Origin of the sequence: Teichococcus rhizosphaerae (genome assembly GCF_002631185.1) — a bacterium.
Taxonomy (GTDB): Bacteria; Pseudomonadota; Alphaproteobacteria; order Acetobacterales; family Acetobacteraceae; genus Pseudoroseomonas; species Pseudoroseomonas rhizosphaerae.
In genome coordinates, this window is sequence record NZ_PDNU01000027.1 from 41,607 (window position 1) to 61,467 (window position 19,861).

The 19,861-nt window shown below is 71.5% G+C and carries 19 protein-coding genes and 2 pseudogenes; 7 read left to right on the plus strand and 14 right to left on the minus strand.

The annotated features are described in order from the left end of the window. Window positions 1-13 precede the first annotated feature (13 nt). The 10 genes and pseudogenes from CR162_RS13780 to CR162_RS23240 form a co-directional block, all read right to left on the minus strand. Window positions 14-712 (minus strand): ABC transporter ATP-binding protein, encoded by a 699-nt coding sequence (locus tag CR162_RS13780; protein ID WP_099096113.1) that lies wholly within the window; start codon window positions 710-712, stop codon window positions 14-16. After that, window positions 709-1,293 (minus strand): ABC transporter ATP-binding protein, encoded by a 585-nt coding sequence (locus CR162_RS13785; RefSeq protein WP_099096114.1) that lies wholly within the window; start codon window positions 1,291-1,293, stop codon window positions 709-711. The genes CR162_RS13780 and CR162_RS13785 overlap by 4 nt, the downstream gene beginning before the upstream one ends. Beyond that, window positions 1,290-2,252: a branched-chain amino acid ABC transporter permease gene (locus CR162_RS13790; RefSeq protein WP_176559853.1), complete on the minus strand. Its 963-nt coding sequence runs from the start codon at window positions 2,250-2,252 to the stop codon at window positions 1,290-1,292. The genes CR162_RS13785 and CR162_RS13790 overlap by 4 nt, the downstream gene beginning before the upstream one ends. After that, window positions 2,249-3,097 carry a branched-chain amino acid ABC transporter permease gene (locus CR162_RS13795; RefSeq protein WP_099096116.1) on the minus strand — a complete coding sequence of 283 codons (849 nt, stop codon included), beginning with the start codon at window positions 3,095-3,097 and terminating at the stop codon, window positions 2,249-2,251. The genes CR162_RS13790 and CR162_RS13795 overlap by 4 nt, the downstream gene beginning before the upstream one ends. After that, window positions 3,094-3,771 (minus strand): TetR/AcrR family transcriptional regulator, encoded by a 678-nt coding sequence (locus tag CR162_RS13800; protein WP_245870358.1) that lies wholly within the window; start codon window positions 3,769-3,771, stop codon window positions 3,094-3,096. Before CR162_RS13800 ends, CR162_RS13795 begins: the two co-directional genes overlap by 4 nt. 117 nt (window positions 3,772-3,888) lie before the next feature. Beyond that, window positions 3,889-4,698, minus strand: coding sequence for an NUDIX hydrolase (locus CR162_RS13805; RefSeq protein ID WP_099096118.1), 810 nt, complete (start codon window positions 4,696-4,698; stop codon window positions 3,889-3,891). Between the two features lie 84 nt (window positions 4,699-4,782). Then, window positions 4,783-5,748, minus strand: coding sequence for a type I pantothenate kinase (gene coaA, locus CR162_RS13810; protein WP_367604121.1), 966 nt, complete (start codon window positions 5,746-5,748; stop codon window positions 4,783-4,785). Window positions 5,749-5,823: 75 nt separating this feature from the next. After that, complete coding sequence (locus tag CR162_RS13815) at window positions 5,824-7,464, minus strand: flavin-containing monooxygenase (protein WP_218014897.1); 1,641 nt, start codon at window positions 7,462-7,464, stop codon at window positions 5,824-5,826. A gap of 34 nt (window positions 7,465-7,498) precedes the next feature. Further along, window positions 7,499-7,987: pseudogene (locus tag CR162_RS22850) on the minus strand (tripartite tricarboxylate transporter substrate-binding protein); the annotation flags it as partial. A gap of 73 nt (window positions 7,988-8,060) precedes the next feature. Then, window positions 8,061-8,399, minus strand: a pseudogene (locus CR162_RS23240) (Bug family tripartite tricarboxylate transporter substrate binding protein); the annotation flags it as partial. Here CR162_RS23240 and CR162_RS23245 point away from each other — a divergent pair. The 7 genes from CR162_RS23245 to CR162_RS13855 all read left to right on the plus strand — a co-directional run bounded on the left by CR162_RS23245 (window position 8,373) and on the right by CR162_RS13855 (window position 15,009). Then, window positions 8,373-8,573: a hypothetical protein gene (locus CR162_RS23245; RefSeq protein ID WP_141563158.1), complete on the plus strand. Its 201-nt coding sequence runs from the start codon at window positions 8,373-8,375 to the stop codon at window positions 8,571-8,573. The pseudogene CR162_RS23240 and the gene CR162_RS23245 overlap by 27 nt on opposite strands. Window positions 8,574-8,761: 188 nt before the next feature. Further along, window positions 8,762-9,244, plus strand: a complete 483-nt coding sequence (locus CR162_RS13830) for a MarR family transcriptional regulator (protein WP_245870362.1) — start codon at window positions 8,762-8,764, stop codon at window positions 9,242-9,244. 46 nt (window positions 9,245-9,290) lie between these two features. Further along, entirely contained in the window at window positions 9,291-10,367 is a 1,077-nt protein-coding gene (locus tag CR162_RS13835) for an HlyD family secretion protein (RefSeq protein ID WP_218014898.1), read from the plus strand. Beyond that, complete coding sequence (locus tag CR162_RS13840; RefSeq protein ID WP_245870364.1) at window positions 10,360-11,982, plus strand: DHA2 family efflux MFS transporter permease subunit; 1,623 nt, start codon at window positions 10,360-10,362, stop codon at window positions 11,980-11,982. Before CR162_RS13835 ends, CR162_RS13840 begins: the two co-directional genes overlap by 8 nt. A 138-nt stretch (window positions 11,983-12,120) precedes the next feature. Next, complete coding sequence (locus tag CR162_RS13845; protein WP_099096123.1) at window positions 12,121-13,287, plus strand: acyl-CoA dehydrogenase family protein; 1,167 nt, start codon at window positions 12,121-12,123, stop codon at window positions 13,285-13,287. Between the two features lie 46 nt (window positions 13,288-13,333). Further along, window positions 13,334-14,083, plus strand: a complete 750-nt coding sequence (locus CR162_RS13850) for an electron transfer flavoprotein subunit beta/FixA family protein (protein WP_099096124.1) — start codon at window positions 13,334-13,336, stop codon at window positions 14,081-14,083. A 2-nt stretch (window positions 14,084-14,085) separates the two neighbouring features. Beyond that, a complete protein-coding gene (locus CR162_RS13855; protein WP_099096125.1) occupies window positions 14,086-15,009 on the plus strand; it encodes an electron transfer flavoprotein subunit alpha/FixB family protein in 924 nt (307 codons plus the stop codon). A 139-nt stretch (window positions 15,010-15,148) separates the two neighbouring features. Here CR162_RS13855 and CR162_RS13860 read toward each other — a convergent pair whose 3' ends face one another. From CR162_RS13860 to CR162_RS13875, 4 genes are read right to left on the minus strand one after another with little or no spacing between them, the layout of a single operon-like run. Further along, window positions 15,149-16,330 carry a CaiB/BaiF CoA transferase family protein gene (locus tag CR162_RS13860; protein ID WP_099096126.1) on the minus strand — a complete coding sequence of 394 codons (1,182 nt, stop codon included), beginning with the start codon at window positions 16,328-16,330 and terminating at the stop codon, window positions 15,149-15,151. Between the two features lie 14 nt (window positions 16,331-16,344). After that, on the minus strand, window positions 16,345-17,472 hold the full coding sequence (locus CR162_RS13865) for a C4-dicarboxylate TRAP transporter substrate-binding protein (protein ID WP_099096127.1): 1,128 nt from the start codon (window positions 17,470-17,472) through the stop codon (window positions 16,345-16,347). Between the two features lie 50 nt (window positions 17,473-17,522). Beyond that, complete coding sequence (locus CR162_RS13870; protein ID WP_099096128.1) at window positions 17,523-18,833, minus strand: TRAP transporter large permease; 1,311 nt, start codon at window positions 18,831-18,833, stop codon at window positions 17,523-17,525. Then, window positions 18,830-19,855 (minus strand): Bug family tripartite tricarboxylate transporter substrate binding protein, encoded by a 1,026-nt coding sequence (locus CR162_RS13875; RefSeq protein ID WP_099096129.1) that lies wholly within the window; start codon window positions 19,853-19,855, stop codon window positions 18,830-18,832. The genes CR162_RS13870 and CR162_RS13875 overlap by 4 nt, the downstream gene beginning before the upstream one ends. Window positions 19,856-19,861 lie beyond the last annotated feature (6 nt).

Genomic DNA, 19,861 nt, shown 5'->3' on the forward strand with positions numbered 1-19,861 from the left:
CCCTTGGTTGACGCTAGACGCCCAGATGCTCGTGCAACACCGCCTCGTCGAGGCCGGCAACCGGCCCCGAGGCGACGATCCTGCCCTTCGCCATCGCGTGGAACTGCCGCGCGGCGCGGCGGATCAGCCCCAGATGCTGCTCGATCAGCAGCAGCGCCGTGCCTTCGCGCGTCGCCAGGCGGTCGAGCGCCTCGCCGAGCTCGTCCACCACCACCGGCGCCAGCCCCTCGCTCGGCTCATCGAGGATGAGCAGGTCCGGATTGGCCATCAGCGCGCGCCCGATGGCGAGCATCTGCTGCTGCCCGCCCGACAGCGCGGTGCCCGGCGTCGCCGCGCGCTCGGCGAGGATGGGGAACATCGCGCAGACCGAGGCGAGCGTCCATGGCCCCGGCCGCCGCACCGCGGCGCCGAGCGGGAGGTTCTCGCGCACCGTCAGGTTGGGCAGGATGCGCTGGCCCTGCACCACCACCGCGATGCCCGCCCGCGCCGCCCGGTAGGGCCGCAGCGGCAGCGTCTGCGCCGCCCCGTGGAAGCGCACCGCGCCCGCCCGCACCCGCACCAGCCCGAGCACGGCATTGACCGTGGTGGTCTTGCCCACGCCGTTGCGCCCGACCAGCGCCACGCGCTCCCCCTCGGCCACCGCCAGGCTGACGCCGTGCAGGATATGCGCCTCGCCGTAGAAGGCGTGCACGCCGTCGAGTTCGAGGATCATGCCGCCGCGCTCCCGAGATAGGCGCGCACCACCTCGGGGTGGCGGCGGATCTCCTGCGGCGTGCCCTCGGCGAGGAGGGCCCCGAGTTCGAGCACGGTGATGCGCTCGCAGATGCGGAACACCACCTCCATGTCGTGCTCGACCAGCAGCACCGTCACGCCCCGCGCGCGGGCGAGCTCGCGCAGCCGGTCCGCCAGCGCGAGGGATTCCTCGGCCGTCAGCCCCGCCGCCGGTTCATCGAGCAGCAGCACGCGCGGCGGGCCGACCAGCGCGAGGTCGAGCTGCGCGCCCACCGGCAGGGCGGGGAAGATGCTGGTGCGCTGGAAGGACCGCGCCAGCCCGGCATGGCGCCGCGCCGCCGGCCCCAGGCCGGTGATGTCCTGGCCGAACAGCCGCACGCTGCCGCCGCTGCCCGGCGCGCGGCCCGACAGCACGTCCACCAGCGTGGACTTGCCCGCCCCGTTGGGGCCGATCAGGCCGCAGATCTCGCCGGGCACGAGGTCGAGATCGACGCCGCGCAGCGCCGCGACGCCGCCGTAATGGCGCGCGAGACCCCGCGCCGAGAGCGCCGGCGCGCTCATGCCTCGGCCCCGTGCCGCCGGCGCAGCCGCCGCGGCAGGCCCGACAGCCCGTCCGGCAGGAACACCATGACCAGCACCAGCAGGATGCCAAGCAGGCCGAGCCAGCGCTCGGTCACCTCGACCAGCTGCTCGCGCAGCAGGAAATAGACCGCCGCGCCGGCGAGCGGCCCCCATACCGTGCGCGTGCCGCCGAGCAGCGCCATGATCAGCGCCGAGCCCGAGACGCTCCAATGCACCGTCTCAGGGGAGACGAAGCCGTTGTAGAGCACGTAGAGTACGCCGCCCGCCGCGGCGATGCCGCCCGACAGCGCGAACACCGCCGCGCGCGGCAGCACCGTGCCATAGCCGAGGAAGCGGGCGCGTTCCTCGTTCTCGCGGATCGCCTCGGTCAGCAGGCCGAAGCGGCTGCGCGCGAGCAGCGCGGCGAGCGCGGCCAGCGCCACCATCGCCAGCCAGGCGATGAGGAACATTCCCTCGGCCCGCTGGAAGGTGGCGGCGGGCAGGCCGAAGATCTCGCGCGGCAGGGCCACGGTCAGCCCGTCGGCGCCGCCGGTCACGCCGCGCGCCTTGTTCGCCGCCTCGAAGCAGGCCTGGCCGAGGGCGAGCGTCAGCATGGCGAAGGCGATGCCGTGCACCCGCACGACGATCAGCCCGAGGCCGAAGCAGACCGCCGCCATCGCCAGCACGGCCAGCGGCAGCGCCGCTTCCGCCGGCAGCAGCCCGGGCGCGCCGAGGCCGATGCCGGCGAGATAGGCGCCGGCGCCGAACATCGCCGCATGGCCGAAGCTGACCATGCCGTTCTGCCGCGCCAGCACGCCGACGGACAGCGCGAGGATGGCGTAGATGCAGGCCTGCGCCAGCAGCGAGAGCAGCACGCCCGGCGGCACCAGCGCCGCGATCGCCGGCCCCGCCGCCGCTGCCGCCAGCGCCCCGGCGGCGATCCGCCCTGCCCCGCTCACAGCCGCTTCCCCGCCAGCCCGGTCGGCCGCCACAGCAGCACCGCCGCCATGGTCAGGAACGGGATCAGCGCCGCGATGTCGGGCAGCAGCACCGCGCCCAGCACCTGCACCTGGCCGAGCAGCAGCGCCGCCAGCGCCGCGCCGCCCAGGCTGCCCAGCCCGCTCACCACCACCACCACGAAGCAATCCACCAGGATCTGCCCGCCCATCGCCGGGGACAGCGACAGGAACGGCGCGGCGATCACCCCCGACACCCCGGCCAGCGCGGCGCCGAGCGCGGTGACCAGCATCGCCACCGCGTCGGTGTTCACCCCCTGCACGGCGGTGATCGCCGGATCGAGGCTCGCGGCGCGGACGAACAGCCCGGCGCGGGAACGGTGCAGCCAGGCCAGCAGCGCGGCGGTCAGCGCCGCCGCCATGGCGATCACCGCCAGGCGATAGACCGGGAAGGCGTCGCCGCCCAGCGCGACGGAACCCGCCAGCAGCGCCGGCGCATCCATCGAGCGGCCCTCGGTGCCCCAGATCCACTGCACCGCATCCTCGATCACCAGCAGCAGGCCGAAGGTGACGATCACCGTCACCAGCGGGTCGCGGTCCTGCAAGGCGCGGAACACCAGCCGGTCGAGCACCGCGCCGAACAGCGCCAGCACCACCGCGCTCGCCGCCAGCCCGGCCCAGAAGCCGCCCGCCTGCGCCGCCGTGTAGCCGGCATAGGCGCCGAGCATGTAGAAGGCGCCATGGCCGAAATTGACCACGCGCCGCAGCCCGTAGATCAGCGCCAGCCCCGCCGCCAGCACCAGCAGCAGGCTGCCATAGACGAGGCCGTTGAGGATCTGGATGGTCACCGCGCCGCCTCCGCCCGCCGTTGCGCGCCGAGCGGCGTGAGCAGCGCGCCGAGCAGCATCTCAAGGCTGTCGGCGATGTAGTCGTCGATCGTCATCCGCCCCGCCAGCCGCCAGGTCTTGAGCGCCCATCCATGCGCCATCATCACCACGCGATAGGCGGTCAGCTCGGCATCCACCGGCCGGAACAGCCCCTGCGCGATGCCGTCGCTGATGCAGTCGGCGATCAGCGCATTCGTCTCGACCTCGCGCCGCTTGATGTGCTCGCGCAACGAGCGGCGCAGCGAACGCGATTCCTGATAGGCGAGCAGGGTCGCCTCGGGCCTTTCGGCGACGATCCGGCAATAGGTATCCACCGCGGCGGCGAAGCGCGCGAGCGGATCGCGCAACCCGGCGAGCGCCGCCGGGATACTGCTGGCATAGGCATCAAGCAGGCTGTCGAGGACCAGGAGCAGGAGTTCCTCCTTGTCCTCGACATAGTTGTAGATGAGCCCGGGGCTGACGCCGACGCGAAGGGCGATGTCGCGCATCGTCGCCGCGTGATAGCCGCGGCGCCCGAACAATTCGCCCGCCGCCTCGGTGATCTGGGCCCGGCGCTCGGCGGTCAGCCTGGTCGCGGCGGGCTGGCCGCCGCCGGCCGCGCGCGCCGACACGGGGGCACCGCGTCCCGCGCTCACCGACCGGCTCCGCGTGCGCCGGTGTCCCGCCGGGGCGCCATGCCGCGGCACTTCCGCCCGCCCACCTGGGCGGGCGGGCGCCCTTCGATGGAAGGTCCGATCATCGCCGCGCGCCGGTCAACGCGGCGGCGCCCCGCCCGAGGCCGGCATGTCGTGGGCGAGGAAGATCTCGCCGCCATAGCCGGCGGCGAGCGGGATGCGGAGTTCGCGCCCGCCGGGGACGGCGCGCACGAATTCCGGCTCGACGGTGATGACGGGCGCGCTGCGCGCGGCGCCGATCGAGGCTTCGGCGGTGGTCTCGCGCGCCAGCTTCATCAGGTTGAGGCGGGTCGGGAATATCATCTTGCGGCGCCCGTTGGCGGCATCGTCCAGCGCGTCGGCCGGCCGGATCCAGACGGAATCGACCGCCTCCCCGCCGTCATGCAGGGCGAGATGGTCCTCCGGCGCGACGGTTAGGAAGAAATGCGTGTCGAAGCGCTTGGGCTGGGTGCGCGGCGTGATCCAATGCGCGAAATGCACCAGCAGGTCGGTCGCCGGCACCAGGTCCTCGGCGGCGAGGATATCGGCGAAGGCGGCCTCGCGCCGGCACAGCGCGGCGCGCGGCGCCTCCAGCCGCTGCACCACCTCGGCGCCGACCAGCCCCTGCTCGCCGCGCCGCCGGGCCAGCAGCACGCCGCATTCCTCGAAGGTCTCGCGCACCGCCGCGACATGGATGGGCGTGGCGTGCGAAGCACCGCCGAGGGCCTCGGCGATCGCGGCATCGTCCGGATCGACGCGGCCGCCGGGAAACACCAGCGCGCCCGAGGCGAAGTCGATCTCATGGTGGCGGACCACCATGAACACCTCCATGCCCTGCGGGCGGTCGCGCAACAGCAGCACGGTGGCGGCGGCGCGGGCGGAAACCGGGGAAGCGGGGCTGACGGACATGGGCAGGGGAGCCTCGGGCGGCGTGCAGGCAGGGGCCGGCTGCACAGGCGGCGTGGGGCGCCATCGCGGCGCGGGGAGGCGTGGTCAGTGGCGGCGCAGCAGCACCTCCCCCACGGCATGGTCGCTGCGCTTGGACAGCACGAGGCGCGCGCGCTCGCGCGTCGGCGCGACATTGCGGCGGAGGTTGACGAGGTTGACGCGCCGCCAGATGTCGCGCGCCATCGTCTCCGCCTCCGCGCGCGGCAGGTCGCGGTAGCGGTGGAAATAGGAGGCCGGGTCGCGGAAGGCGGTGCGCTGAAGCAGCAGGAAGCGCTCAAGGTACCAGGCCTCGATGTCGGCCGTCTCGGCATCGACGTAGATCGAGAAGTCGAAGAAGTCCGAGGCGACGACCGCGGCGGCGGTGGTCTGCAGCACGTTCAGCCCCTCGAAGATCAGGATATCGGGCCGGCGCACCGCCTGGTGCTCGCCGGGCACGATGTCGTAGGCGAGGTGCGAATAGACCGGCGCCTGCACCTCGAGCCCCGACTTCGCATCGGCGAGGAAGCGGATCATCCGGCGCTGGTCGTAGCTTTCGGGAAAGCCCTTGCGGTGCATCAGCCCGCGCTGTTCCAGCACCCGGTTCGGATGCAGGAAGCCGTCGGTGGTCACCAGATCCACCCGCGGATGGTCGGGCCAGCGCGCCAGCAGGAAGCGCAGCGTGCGCGCCAGCGTGCTCTTGCCCACGGCGACGCTGCCGGCGATGGCGACGATGAACGGCCGGCGTTCCGCCGCGCGGCCGAGGAAGGCGGCCTTGTCCGCCGCCAGCCGCCGCGCCGCCGCCACCTCGAGGTTGATGAGGGAAGCGAGCGGGGTCAGCGTCTCGGTCACCTCGGCGAAGGAGACCGGCTCGCTCAAGCCGCACAGCGCGGCGTACTCGGCTTGCGTCAGGGCGGGCGGCGTGCCGGCTGCGAGCGCGGCCCAGTCGCGCCGCGTGAAATGTTCCCATTCCTGCGGGCGGGGGTTCGCGCAGGACGCGCCGCGCGCCGAGGCGAGCATGACCAGCCGCGGCATCAGCCGCCATGCTCCGCGGTGCGGGGAGGCGAGGGAACCACCGGAAAGGCAGCGCGGTCCATGGCGGGCCCGGCCTCAGCTCAGCGCCAGGCCGGCATAGCCGCGCGCGGCGATGTCCTCGGCCCATGCGCGATAGGCCGGCGCGCTGCCGGTGTAGCGCGCGACTCGGCGCACCTGCCGGCCCTCGACATTGACGTTGACGCCGGTCATCCAGGAATCGACCTCCATGGAGAGCAGCCCCTGGGCGACCTCCATCACATGGTCCATCCACTTTGCCATCGCCTCGGGCGTCGCCTCGGCACGGGTCAGGCCATTGGCCTGCATGTGGCGCAGCAGGCGCGTCACCCAGTCCACGTTGAACTCAATCGAGCGCGGGATGTTGCCGAGCGCGGCGTGCGGGCCGAGCAGCATGAACATGTTCGGGAAGCCGTCCTGCAGCATGCCGACCAGCGATGTCGCACCGTCCTTCCACATCTCCTTCAGCGCCACGCCGTCCTTGCCGCGGAACTCGATGCGGTCGAAGGCGCCGCGCAGGGCATCGAAGCCGGTGGCATAGACGATGATGTCGAACTCGTAGTCCCGCTCGCTGGTGCGGATGCCGGTCGCGGTGATGCGCTCGATCGGAGTCTCGCGGGTGTCCACCAGCGTCACGTTGGGCTGGTTGTAGACCTCGTAGTATTTCGTCTCGAGCGGCACGCGGCGGGTGCCGAAACCATGATTCTTCGGGATCAGCTTCTCGGCGACCTGCTGGTCCTTCACCCGCTGGCGGATCTTGTTGGCGACGAAGTCCGAGATGACCCGGTTGGCCTCGCGGCTGGTCAGCATGTCCTTGAAGTTGCCGACCCAGATGCCGAAGCCGCGCTCATTGTAGAGCTTCTCGAGGATCGCGTTGCGCTCCTCCTCGGACACCTCGAAGGCGCCCTTGTCCATCGGCGTGTGCAGGAAGCAGGAGAAGGTCTCCTCGCAGCGCCGGAAGATCTCGTCGTAGCGGGCGCGGATCTGCTCCATCTCCTCGGGCGTGATCCTGCCGTTGCCGAGCGGGGCGCACCAGTTCGGCGTGCGCTGGAACACCACCAGTTCCCGCGCCGTCTTGGCGACCTCCTGGATGGTCTGCACGCCCGAGGCGCCGGTGCCGATGACGGCGACGCGCTTGCCGGCGAAATCCACCGGCTCCTTGGGCCACAGGCCGGTGTGGAAGGACTGGCCGCGGAAGTCGCCGATGCCGGGGAAGTTCGGCATGGTCGGCGCCGACAGCGCGCCGATCGCGGTGATCAGGAAGCGCGCGCGGTGGCGGCTGCCATCCTCGAGCGTGACGGTCCAGCTGCGGCTGGCCTCGTCCCATTCGGCCGCCTTGACCCGGGCATTGAACTGGATGTCGCGGCGCAGGTCGTATTTGTCGGCGACACGGTTGAGGTAGCGCTCGGTCTCCGGCTGCGGGGCGAAATGCTCGCTCCAGCTCCATTCCTGCAGCAGGTCCTTGTCGAAGGAATAGCCGTAGGAATAGCTCTCGGAATCGAAGCGACAGCCGGGGTAGCGGTTCCAGTACCAGGTGCCGCCGACGCCGGTGCCGGCCTCGAAGACGGGCGCGCTGAGGCCGAGCTCGCGCAGGCGGATCAGCTGGTAGAGGCCCGACATGCCGGCGCCGATCACGATGGCGTCGAAGGTGGTGCCAGGGGCGCCGGAGGGCGCGGCGCGCGTCTCGGTCATGGTGGTCATCGGTATTGGTCCTTGGCGATTGGCGGCCCGCCGGTCAGTCCGCGCGGGCGCCGGATATGCGGACGATCTCGGCCCAGCGGTCGATCTCGGAGGCGATGATCCGGCGCGTCTCCTCGGGCGAGGTGAAGGCGATCTCGAGCCCGAGCGTGTCGCGGAAGCGTTCCTCGACGCCCGGCGCGCGAAGTCCGCGCTGCAGCGCGGCCGAGCTGCGCTCGACCGCGGCGCGGGGCATCCCGGCCGGGCCGATCACGGCGAAGAACACGTCGGTGACGCTGTCCGGCACGCCGGCCTCGGCCATGGTCGGCACGTCGGGCAGCGCCGCCGCCCGCGCCGCCCTGGTCACCGCCAGGGCCCGGAACTGCCCGGCGCGGATCGCGGCGAGGCCGGTCGTCATGGTCTCGAAGGTGAAGGCGACGTCGCCGCGCATCATCGCGGTGTTCGACGGCGCATTGCCGGCGTAATGGACGGCGAAGATGTCGATCCCGGCGCGCACGCGCAGCAGCTCGCCCGCCAGGTGGCTCGACGAGCCGACCCCGGGGGGTGGCGTAGGACGACTCGCCCGGCCGCGCCCGCGCCGCGGCGATCAGTTCCGGCAGGGTGCGGATCGGCGATTGCGCGCTCACCACCAGGATGTTCGCCGTGCGTGCGACCTGGGCGATCGGCTCATGGTCGCGACGCGGATCGTAGGGCATGCGGCGGAACAGCGAGATATTGATGGCCAGCGCCCCGCCCGCCGAGACGCCCATCGTGTAGCCGTCGGGCGCCGCCTTGGCGATGGCGTCCACGCCGATATTGCCGCCGGCGCCGGCGCGGTTCTCGACCACCACCGGCTGGCCGAGCCCGTCGCGCAGCATTTCGGCCAGCAGCGCCCGAGCACGTCGGTCGAGCCGCCGGCGGGGAAAGGCACGATGAAGCGGATCGGCCGGATTGGCCATTCCTGGGCCCGGGCCGGGCCGGCCAATGCCGGCGACAGCAGCGCCGCGCCGCCGATCAGCGCCTGCCGGCGCGGCAAGGCCGCACCCTTCGGTCGTTCCATGGTTTCCCCCACTCAACTTTTTATTTCAGTTTGCTTTTCCAGCGTCTTTGTCCAGCGGGTGGCAGCCCGCTGAACAGGCGTTCAGTCTGCGCAGCCGGCGCGGCAATCGTCAATCACCTCTCCAGCGGTCCACGAGCTCGCCATCGGGCGACGCATCGGCGGATGCCGCCTCGGGCGGCGGACCGCCGCGAGGACCGCGCATCGCCGCTTTTTCGGTTGCAGGAGATTAATTGCCCGGCTAATTAGTCGCCTGCGATGAGAGTGAATGCAACCCTGCTCGGTGGTCAGGAACGCTTCGGCGTGCTGCTCGGACAGATCGCCCGCCATTGGCGCGCGCGCCTGGACCGCCGGCTGAGCGAGTTCGGGCTGACGGATGCCCGCTGGGTGACCCTGCTGCACCTCGCGCGCGGTGGTGACGGCCTCACACAGAAGGACCTCGCCGCCCGCGTCGGCGTGGGCGCGCCGACGCTGGTCCGCACCCTCGACCGGCTGGAGCGCGAAGGCATGGTCGTCCGGGTGGGCGACGCGCAGGACCGGCGCGCCAAGACCGTCCATTTGACGGGCAAGGCGATCCCGGTGCTGCGGGTGATCGAGGACACGGCGGCCGCGGTGCGGTCGGAACTGCTGAGTGGCATCTCCGCGGCGGAGCTCGATCTCTGCCTCGCGGTGTTCGATCGCGTGGCGGCCAATCTCGCCGCCGCGCCGGCAAGGACGGATTGCGAGAATGGACATAGGGCAGCCTAGCGGCATCCCGGCGGAGACGGCCGGCCGGCCTGCGCGGATGCGGGTGATGCGGCGGATCGTGGGGCGGGCGGTCGCGGTGGTGGTCGGCGGGGCCCTGCTGGTCGCCGCCGGTTCGTGGCTGATGAAGCAGTTCACCCATATCCATGTCGATGATGCGCGCATCGCCGCCGACATGGTCGTGCTGAGCAGCCGCATGCCGGGCTGGGTGACGGAGGTCAACGTCGCCGAAGGCGACTCCGTCACCCGGGGAACGGTGATCATCGCCATCGACGAGCGCATCGCCTCGCTCGACCTGCGCAACGTCGAGGCGCAGCTCGCCGGCGTGGCCGCCCGCCGCGCCGAGACCGAGGCGCGCATCGTGATGATCGACCACCAGACCGCCAGCCAGGAGGAGGCCCAGCGCGCCCGGATCGAGGCGGCCGAGGCGGCGCTCGCCGGGGCGGAGGCGCAGTTCGAGCTCGCCCAGGCGGATTTCGCGCGCGCGCAGGAACTCGTGGCCACCGGCGCCGGCACCAGGGCCCGCTTCGACCAGAGCCGCGCCGCCCTCGATTCCGGGCGGCAGGCGGTGCTCGCCCGCCGCGCGGACCTGACCAATGCGCGTGCCACGCTCGCCGAGGTCATCGCGGCGCGCGAGCAGCTCAACGTGCTGCGACGGCAGCTCGACACCCTGTCGGCCGAGGAGGCGAGCCTGACGGCGCAGCGCGAGCGCGCCGCGCTCGACCTCGCCGACCGGCGCATCGTCATGCCGTTCAACGGCCGGGTGGACCGCGTCTTCGTCGATCCGGGCGAATACGTCACGCCGGGCCAGCGCCTGCTGATGGTGCACGATCCCGACGCGGTGCGCGTGGATGCCAACGTCAAGGAAACCGACATCCGCTATTTCCGCCCCAGCGGGCGGGTGCGGGTCACGGTGGATGCCTATCCCGGCCAGGTCCTCGACGGCACGGTCGATCGCATCGGCCAGGCCGCGACCAGCGAATTCGCGCTGCTGCCCAATCCGAACCCGAGCGGCAACTTCACCAAGATCTCCCAGCGCCTGCCGGTGCGGATCCGCGTGCCGCAGCAGGAAGGGCGGCTGCGCCCGGGCATGATGGTGGAGGTCGAGGCATCCATCCGTGACTGACCAGGCGCCGGCACCCGGCTCGCTCCCCGCGCTCATGAAGCGCTGGGGGGCCAACTACCGGTGGTATGTCACGATCACGGCGATGATGGGCACCATCAGCACCGTGCTCAGCTCGACCATCGTCAATGTCGCCCTGCCGGACATCATGGGGACATTCGGCATGGGCCAGGACAAGGCCCAGCTGATCTCCACCGGCTTCCTCGCCGCGATGACCGGCACCATGCTCATCAATGCCTGGCTGGTGGACAGTTTCGGCCAGCGCGCCACCTTCTCCGGCACCATCGCCGTGTTCATCGTCGCCTCGGCGATGGGCGGCCTCGCGCCCAGCGAGCCGGTCCTGATCCTCGCCCGCGTGCTACAGGGCGGCGCGGCGGGGGTGCTGCAGCCGCTGGCGATGGTGACCATCTTCCAGGTCTTCCCGCCCGAGCGGCGCGGCTCGGCCATGGGCATCTATGGCATCGGGGTGGTGCTGGCGCCCGCGCTCGGGCCGACCATCGGCGGGCTGATGGTGGACAACTTCGACTGGCGATTCGTGTTCTTCCTGGTGCTGCCGTCCTGCGTCATCGGGCTGTTCCTCTCGGCGCTGTTCATGCCCGGGCGCGCGTCCAGCGGCCCGCGCAAGCCCTTCGACTGGATCGGCTTCGCGCTGCTGTCGGTGTTCCTCTTCGTGCTGCTCAACGGGCTGTCCAACGGCCAGCGTCATGGCTGGCTGTCGCACATGGTGCTGGCCGACTTCACCCTCGCCGCGGTCTCGGGCCTCGCCTTCCTGGCGTGGGAGAGCTGGACCGCCGCGCCGATGCTGAACCTCGCGCTGTTCCGCTTCCCCAGCTTCTCCGGCGCCTCCATCGTCGCCATCGTGTTCGGCGCCGGCATCTTCGGCTCGACCTACCTGGTGCCGATCTTCGTGCAGACCATCCAGGGCTATACCGCGACGCGCTCGGGGCTGGTGCTGATGCCCGCCGGGCTCATCCTGACCATCGCCTTTCCCATCGCCGGGCGGCTGACGGACAAGCTGCCGGCCGACGTGATGATCACCGCCGGGCTGCTGCTGTTCGCCTGGTCCTCGCTGCTCATGGCCGGGCTCGACACCAATACCTCCTTCTGGTCGCTGGCGATATGGATCGCGCTGGGGCGCATAGGGCTTTCCCTCATCATGCCGAGCCTGAACGCGGGGGCGCTGCGTGCGCTGCCGCCGCACCTGCTGGGCCAGGGTTCGGGGGCGCTCAACTTCGTCCGTCAGCTCGGCGGGGCGATCGGGACCAACCTGCTCGCCGTGATGAGCGAGCGGCGCGGCCAGCTCTACGCCCATGCCTTCGCCGCCTCCCAGGACACCGCCAATCCGGCCACAGTAGACATGCTGCGGCAACTTCTTTCCTATCTCCTGGCCGAGGGGGGCATTGCCGAAGGCGGCGTCGCCCCGGGCTTCGGAGCGGAGAGCATCGGCCTGGCCGAGGGACAGCGGCTTGGCTACGCGCTGGATTATCTCGGTCGCATGCTGGCCGCGCAGGCGATGATGATGGGCTACCGCGACGGCTTCCTGCTGGTCGCCATCGCCTTCGTCGTCGCCATCCCGCCCGCCTGGCTGATGCGCCTGCGCTCCCGCCGGGCAGGCTGAACGCCGCCGCGCCATCGGGTTTCGCGGAGGTGCTTCCGCGAATGGCAGGGCCATGCCAGCCTGGGATGGCGACTTGACGGATGCCGGTCCGACCCGATAGCCGCGGATGGCGATTGAGGAATGAAGGGGGATAACGTCGTGGATTTCGCTCTGACGCCGCAGCACGAGGCGCTGCAGGAGGCCATCGGGCGCATCTGCGCCGATTTCGGCGACGAATACTGGCTGATGCGCGACCGCCAGGGCGGGTTCCCGACCGAGCTGCACCAGGCGCTCGCGAAGGGCGGCTGGCTCGGCGTCTGCATGCCCGAGGATGTGGGCGGCGCCGGCCTCGGCATCACCGAGGCGGCGCTGATGATGCAGACCATCGCGCAATCCGGCGCGGGCATGAGCGGCGCCTCGGCCATCCACATGAACATCTTCGGGCTGCAGCCGGTGGTGGTGTTCGGCACCGAGGAGCAGAAGCAGCGGATGCTGCCGCCGCTGATCGAGGGCCGCGAGCGCGCCTGCTTCGCCGTGACCGAGCCCAATACCGGCCTCGACACCACCCAGCTCAAGACCCGCGCCGAGCGGCGCGGCGACCGCTATGTCGTGCATGGCCAGAAGGTGTGGATCAGCACGGCGCAGGTCGCCGAGAAGATGCTGCTGCTGGCGCGCACCACTCCGGCCGAGCAGGCGCGCAAGCGCACCGAGGGGCTGTCGCTGTTCTACACCAACTTCGACCGCAGCCGCATCGAGGTGCGCGAGATCGAGAAGATGGGCCGCAAGGCGGTCGATTCCAACCAGGTGTTCATCGACGGACTCGAGATTCCGGTCGAGGACCGCATAGGCGAAGAAGGGCAGGGCTTCCGCTACATCCTGCACGGCATGAACCCCGAGCGCATCCTGATCGCCGCGGAGGCGGTGGGCCTCGGTCATCTCGCGGTCTCGCGCGCCGCCGCCTATGCCAAGGAGCGCGTGGTGTTCGGGCGCCCGATCGGCCAGAACCAGGCGATCCAGCATCCGCTCGCCGAATGCTGGATGGAACTCGAGGCGGCGCGGCTGATGACGATGAACGCCGCCTGGCGCTACGACAGCGGGCTCGAATGCGGGGCGCAGGCGAACGCGGCGAAATACCTCGCCGCCGAGGCCGGCTTCAAGGCATGCCAGCAGGCGGTGATGACGCATGGCGGCTTCGGCTACGCGAAGGAATATCACGTCGAGCGCTACCTGCGCGAAAGCATGATCCCGCGCATCGCTCCGATCAGCCCGCAGCTCATCCTCAGCTTCGTCGCCGAGCGCGTGCTCGGGCTGCCGAAATCCTACTGAACGCGCCGCCGCAGGGCGGTCCCTTGAGCAAACCAGGAAGATGCCGATGAAGGTTCTCGTCCCCGTCAAGCGGGTGGTCGATTACAATGTGAAGGTCCGCGTCAAGGCGGATGGGTCGGGCGTCGAGACGGCGAACGTCAAGATGTCGATGAACCCGTTTGATGAGATCGCGGTCGAGGAAGCCGTGCGCCTGAAGGAGAAGGGCGTGGCGGAGGAGATCGTCGCGGTGTCCTGCGGCCCGAACGCGGCGCAGGAGCAGCTCCGCACGGCGCTGGCCATGGGTGCCGATCGCGGCATCCTGGTCGAGCATGACGGCGTGCTGGAGCCGCTGGCGGTGGCCAAGCTGCTGAAGGCGATCGTCGGCAGGGAAGGCCCGGCGCTGGTCATCCTGGGCAAGCAGGCGATCGACGACGACATGAGCGCGACGGGGCAGATGCTGGCGGCGCTGCTCGGCTGGGGCCAGGGCACCTTCGCCTCCAGGGTCGAGAAGGAGGGCGACGCCATCAGGGTTACCCGCGAGGTCGATGGCGGGCTGGAGACGGTGTCGGTGAAGCTGCCGGCGATCGTGACCGCCGACCTGCGGCTGAACGAGCCGCGCTACGCCTCGCTGCCCAACATCATGAAGGCGCGCAAGAAGCCGATCGAGACGGTGAAGCCGGCCGATCTCGGCGTTGATGTGACGCCGCGGCTGAGCGTGCTGAAGGTCGAGGAGCCGGCGAAGCGCCAGGCCGGCAAGAAGGTGGGCTCGGTGCAGGAACTCGTCGAGAAGCTGCGCAACGAAGCGAAGGTGATCTGACCATGGCCGTGCTTGTTCTCGCCGACCACAAGGACGGCGCGCTGACCCAGCCCACCCGCAGCACGGTGGCCGCGGCGCGGAAACTCGGTGAGGTGCATGTGCTGGTGGCCGGCGAAGGGGCCGGCGCGGCCGCGGCCGCCGCGGCAAGGCTGCCGGGGGTGGCGAAGGTGCTGACCGGGTCCGAGGCGCCGGCGCTGGCCGAGCCGCTGGCGGCGCAGCTGGTGGCGCTGGCGCCGGGCTATTCGCACCTGCTGGCCCCGGCCTCGGCCGCGGGCAGGAACGTGATGCCGCGCGCCGCGGCGCTGCTCGACGTGCAGGTGCTGTCCGATGTCTGCGGCGTGGTCGATGCCGACACCTTCATCCGCCCGATCTACGCGGGCAACGCGCTGGCCACCGTGAAGTCGGCGGATGCGAAGAAGGTGCTGACGGTGCGCGCCACCTCCTTCGACCCGGTCCCGGCCGAAGGCGGCAACGCGACGGTGGAAGCCGCCCCGGCCGCCGCCGACCCCGGCCTGTCATCCTTCGTGGGCGCCGAGATCGTGAAGTCCGAGCGGCCGGAACTGACGGCGGCACGGATCGTCATCTCGGGCGGGCGGGCGATGGGCTCGGCGGAGAACTTCGCCATCATCGAGAAGGTGGCGGACCGGCTGGGCGCCGCGGTCGGCGCCTCGCGCGCGGCGGTGGATGCGGGCTACGCGGCGAACGACATGCAGGTCGGCCAGACCGGCAAGATCGTGGCGCCGGAACTCTACATCGCGGTGGGCATCTCGGGCGCCATCCAGCACTTGGCGGGGATGAAGGACAGCAAGGTCATCGTCGCCATCAACAAGGACGAGGAAGCGCCGATCTTCCAGGTGGCCGACTACGGGCTGATGGCGGACCTGTTCAAGGCAGTGCCGGAACTGGAAGCCGAACTGGCGAAGTGAAGGTCGGGGGAGGAGAACCTCCCCCGAACCCTCTCCCTTCCTTGACCATTGGCACCGGCCGCCGCCGCCGGTCCCCAAATGACAAAGAAGGTTGAGGGGGGCCGGGGGGAGAAGTTCTCTTCTCCCCCCGTTTCAGGGTTCAGCCCGCGAGGACGATGCCTTCCTCGACCAGCGCGGCGATCTCGGCGCTGGTCGCGCCGAGTCCTTCCAGCACCTCGATGCTGTGCTCGCCGATGCCTGGCGCGGGCCGGATCGCCGCCGCGGCTTCCGGCGGCACCCCGGGCAGCCGGGGCACGAGGATGCGGCCATAGGGCGCCTGGTCCAGTTCCGTCAGGATGCGCGAATGGCGCACCTGCGGATCGGCGCGCATCTCGGCATAGCTGTTCACCGCGCCGCACAGCACGTCGTGGCGGCTCAGCAGCTCGATCCAATGCGCGGTCGGCGCGGTGGCGAACAGCGCGCCGAGCCCGGCATCGATCTCGCCGCGCCGTTCGAGCCGGCCGGCGACCTTGGCGAAGGACGCATCCCCCGCCCAGTCGGTCCGCCCGATCGCCTGGGCGAGCTTGGCGAACATCGGGTCGGTCAGCGCGGTGACGTTGATGTAGCCGTCGGCGGTCGCGTAGGTCGCCGCCGGCACCGCCACGGGCTGCACCGTCTTGCCGCCGGCGATCTCGTCCTCGACCACCGCCATGGCCTGGAAGGCGGTGGTGGCTTCGAGCAGCGACGCCTCCACATGCCCGCCCTTGCCGGTGGTGGTCCGGCGATAGAGCGCCGCGCCGGTCGCCTGCGCCGCATAGACGCCGGTGCAGATGTCGGCCACCAGCACGCCCACCTTGCGCGGCGTCCCGCTCGCATCGCGGTTGACGCGCATCAGCCCGGTCATCGCCTGGAACACGGAATCCGATCCGGGCCGCTTCTCATAGGGGCCATCCTGCCCGTAGCCATTGACCGAGACATAGACGAGCCGCGGATCGCGCGCGGCGAGGTCGGCGTAGCCGAGGCCGAGCCGCGCCGCGACGCCGGGGCGGAAACTCTCCACCACCACGTCGGCGCCCTGGGCGAGGCGCGCCAGCAATTCGCGTCCCTTCGGCCGCGTCGCGTCAATGGCGATGGACCGCTTGCCGAGGTTGCCGGCGATGAACAGCCCGCACTTGCCTTCGAGCCCCCAGCCGATGCCGCGGCCCCAGTCGCCCGCGGGCGGCTCCACCTTGATCACCTCCGCCCCCTGCTGGGCGAGGATCGAGGCGCAGGACGGCCCCGCGAGCCCCTGGCTGATATCGAGCACCCTGAGCCCGCGATAGGGCGGCTCCCATGCCGGCATGGCGTTCCTCCTTCTCAGAACCTGGCCCGGTCGTAGATCTCGGTCCGCAGCGCCTGCTCGAAGCGGTCCACGTCCACGCCGGTGCGCTGCACGATCTCACGCCATTTCCGCAGATTGGCAAGGAAGGCCTCGATCACCGGCTCCGGATTGCGGGCGCCGCGCTGGCGCGCCACGGCGACGGCGTTGCGGACCTCGTCGCGGTTGTATTCCTCGAGCAGCCGGGTCAGCGCCGGGTCGGGCGGGAAGGTCGTCACGCCGCGCTCGCGCGCGCGGCGCTCCACCGTCTCGTCGTCGCGGACGTAGCCGACCGCGACCTGCGCCAGGGCGCGCGGGACCAGGCGCAGGAAGGCGGCGCGGTCCTCGGCGCGGATGCCGTTCCAGCTGTCGCGGTTGAAGGCGATCAGCGCGCCGCCGAAATACGCCCCCATCGGCAGGTCCACCACGTTCTTCGCCACGTCCCACAGCGACAGCGTCTCGAGCCAGGCCACCGAGCCGATGACGCAGTCGAGCTGGCCGCGCTCCATCGCCTCATAAGCCTCGGCATTGGGGATGTTGACGCCGACGCCGCCCATGCGCTGCGCCCAGCGCCCATAGACATTGCCGGCCGCGCGCATCCGCAGCCCGCGCAGGTCGTCCATGCTGCGAACCGGCTGGCGGCACATAAGGCGGTATGGCGTGGTCGAGTAGGCGCCGACATAGACCGTGTTGTTGCGGCGATACTCGGCCAGGCAGTCGGGGCAGTTCAGCAGCACCGTCTCGTTGATGGCGCCCATCGTCGCCAGCGGATCCGCGGCGAGCAGCGCGAGGTCGCTCATCGCCGTGTTCAGCGGGATCTGGTTCGGGTGGTAGAGCGAGACGACGAAGCCGCCATCGACCAGCCCGGTGCGGATGGCCGAGAGCGTCGCCGGCCCGGCGACCAGCGAGCCGCCCGTGTGCAGCTGGATCCGCAGCGACCCGCCGGTCGCGCGCTCCGCCTCCTGGAACAGCGGGATCAGCCCGTCGCGGTTGCTGCCGTGGCTGGGCGGCAGGTAGCTGGAATAGCTCAGCGCCCGCTGTTGCGCCGATGCGCCGGCCGGCAGCAGGCTGCCCAGCGCCAGCGCGGCGCCGGCCAGCAGGCTTGTCAGTCCCGATCTTCTCGTCATCTCCGTTCCTCCCTTGTGGTTGATGGCCGGTGGCGCGCGGGGCGGCAGCCTCAGCGCCCCATCAGGTCCGGCAGCCAGAGCGAAATCTGCGGATAGGCGATCAGCAGCGCCACGATCACCGCCTCGGCCGCCAGGAACCACAGCAGGCCGCGGAAGATCGTCGGCAGCGGCACCTCCTTGCCGACGATGCCGCTGACGACATAGGCGTTCATCCCCACCGGCGGCGTCAGCAGGCCGATCTCGAGATACTTGATGACCAGCACGCCGATCCACACCAGGTCGAGGTTGAGCGCCTGGAACATCGGCAGCAGCACCGGCAGCGTCAGCAGCATCAGCCCGAGCGGATCGAGGAAGCAGCCGAGAAACAGGTAGATCAGCGAGGCGCCGATCACCACCAGCAGCGGATCCACCGCCCAGCTTCCCATCAGCCCGGCGAGGAAGCCCGGCATCCCCGACAGCGCCAGGAAGCGCGACAGCAGCACCGCGCCGATGGCGATGAAGAAGATCGAGGCGGTCCCCTCCAGCGCCTCCATCACCGCCGCGCCCATCGCCGCGCGCGACATCCGGCCCTGCAGCGCGGCGATGCCGCAGGCGGCGAGCGCGCCGACCGCCGCCGCCTCGGTCGGCGTGGCGACGCCGCCATAGAGGCTGCCGATCACCGCCAGCACCAGCACCGGGATCGGCCAGACCTGGCGCAGCGCGGCCAGCCGCTCGGCCCAGCCGGCCGGCTCCTCCGCGCGCGGCGCCAGCGCCGGGTTCAGCCAGCAGCGCAGGATGATCATCGCCGCATAGACCGCCGCCGTCAGCAGCCCCGGCACGATGCCCGCGATCAGCAGCCGGCCGATCGGCTGCTCGGCGAAGATGCCGTAGAGCACCATCAGGATGCTCGGCGGGATGAGCGAGCCGAGGGTGCCGCTCGCTGCCACCACGGCGGTGGCGAGGCCGGGCTCGTAGCGCGCGCGCAGCATCTCCGGGATGGCGAGCCGGCCCATCGCCGCCGCCGTCGCCATCGAGGATCCCGAGGCGGCTGCGAAGCCCGCGGCGGCGAAGTTGGTGGCGACCGCGAGCCCGCCCGGCAGGAAGCCCAGCCACAGCCGCGCGGCGCGGAACAGGCTGCCGGTCATGCCGGTGTGGTAGGCCACCGCCCCCATCAGCAGGAACATCGGCACCGCCGAGAGCGACCAATGCGCGGCGAATTCGAAGGGCAGCGCGCCGAGCGCGCCGAGCGCCGCCTGCGGGCTCCGCAGCACCGCGATGCCGACGACCGACACGCCGCCGAGGGCGACGCCGATCGGCACCCGCAGCGCGATCAGCACGAAGACGGCGCCGAGCCCGGCGAAGCCGATCTGCAGCGGGGTCATGCGGCGGCTCCGGGCCGGGGGCGGCAGGGAGGCGGGCGGCGCCGCGGCATATACTCCACCCTGATCCCGGCTTCGCGGATCAATGCGCCCCAGGTCGCGAGGTCGGCGGCGAGCAGCGCGCGCAGCTCCTCCGGCCCGCCCTGGCCCATCACCAGCCCGCGCGCTTCCCACTGGGCGCGGAAGGCGGGATCGGCGGTGGCGGCGCGCATTGCCGCGGCAAGGCGCGCGATGATCGGCTGCGGCGTGCCCGCCGGGGCGAAAAGCGCCTGCCAGAAACTCGCCTGCACGCCGGGCAGCGTCTCCTGCATCGCCGGCAGGTCGGGCATCAGCGCGATCCGCTCGCGCGCGGTGACGGCGATGGCGCGCGCGCGGCGGTCGGCCAGCAGCGGCGCCGCATCCGACACCGTGGCGAGGAAGGCGGGCAGCCGCCCGGCCGTCAGGTCCACCAGCGCCGGCGCCGCGCCGCGATAGGGCACATGCACGAAGGGCGCGCCGGAGGCGCGGTGGATCATCTCGATCATCAGGTGGTTCACCGCGCCGATGCCCGAGCTGCCGAAGGTCAGCCCGCCCGGCGTGCGCCGCGCGAGGTCGAGGAAACCGGCGAAGTCGGCCGCCGGCACGTCGGGGTGGAGCACCAGGATGAACGGCGTGTCGTAGAAATGCGCGATCGGCGCCAGTTCGCGCAGCGGGTCCTGCGGCACCAGCTGCGGCTGCAGCGCCGGCGCGATGGCGAGGCTCGCCGCGCCCATCAGCAGCGTGTAGCCGTCGGCGCGCGCGCGCACGACATGGGCGGCGGCGATGGCGGCCGCCGCGCCGGTGCGGTTTTCCACCACCACCGGCTGGCCGAGCTCGCGCGCGATCCGCTCGGCCGCCGCGCGCGTCGCCGTGTCGGTCAGCGCCCCGGCCGGATAGCCGGTGACCAGCGTGACCGGCCGCGCCGGCCAGGCCGCCTCCTGCGCGCGCGCTGCCGCCGGCGCGCCGAGTGCTGCCGCCATCAATGTCCGCCTGCGGATGCCGCTCATCGCCTC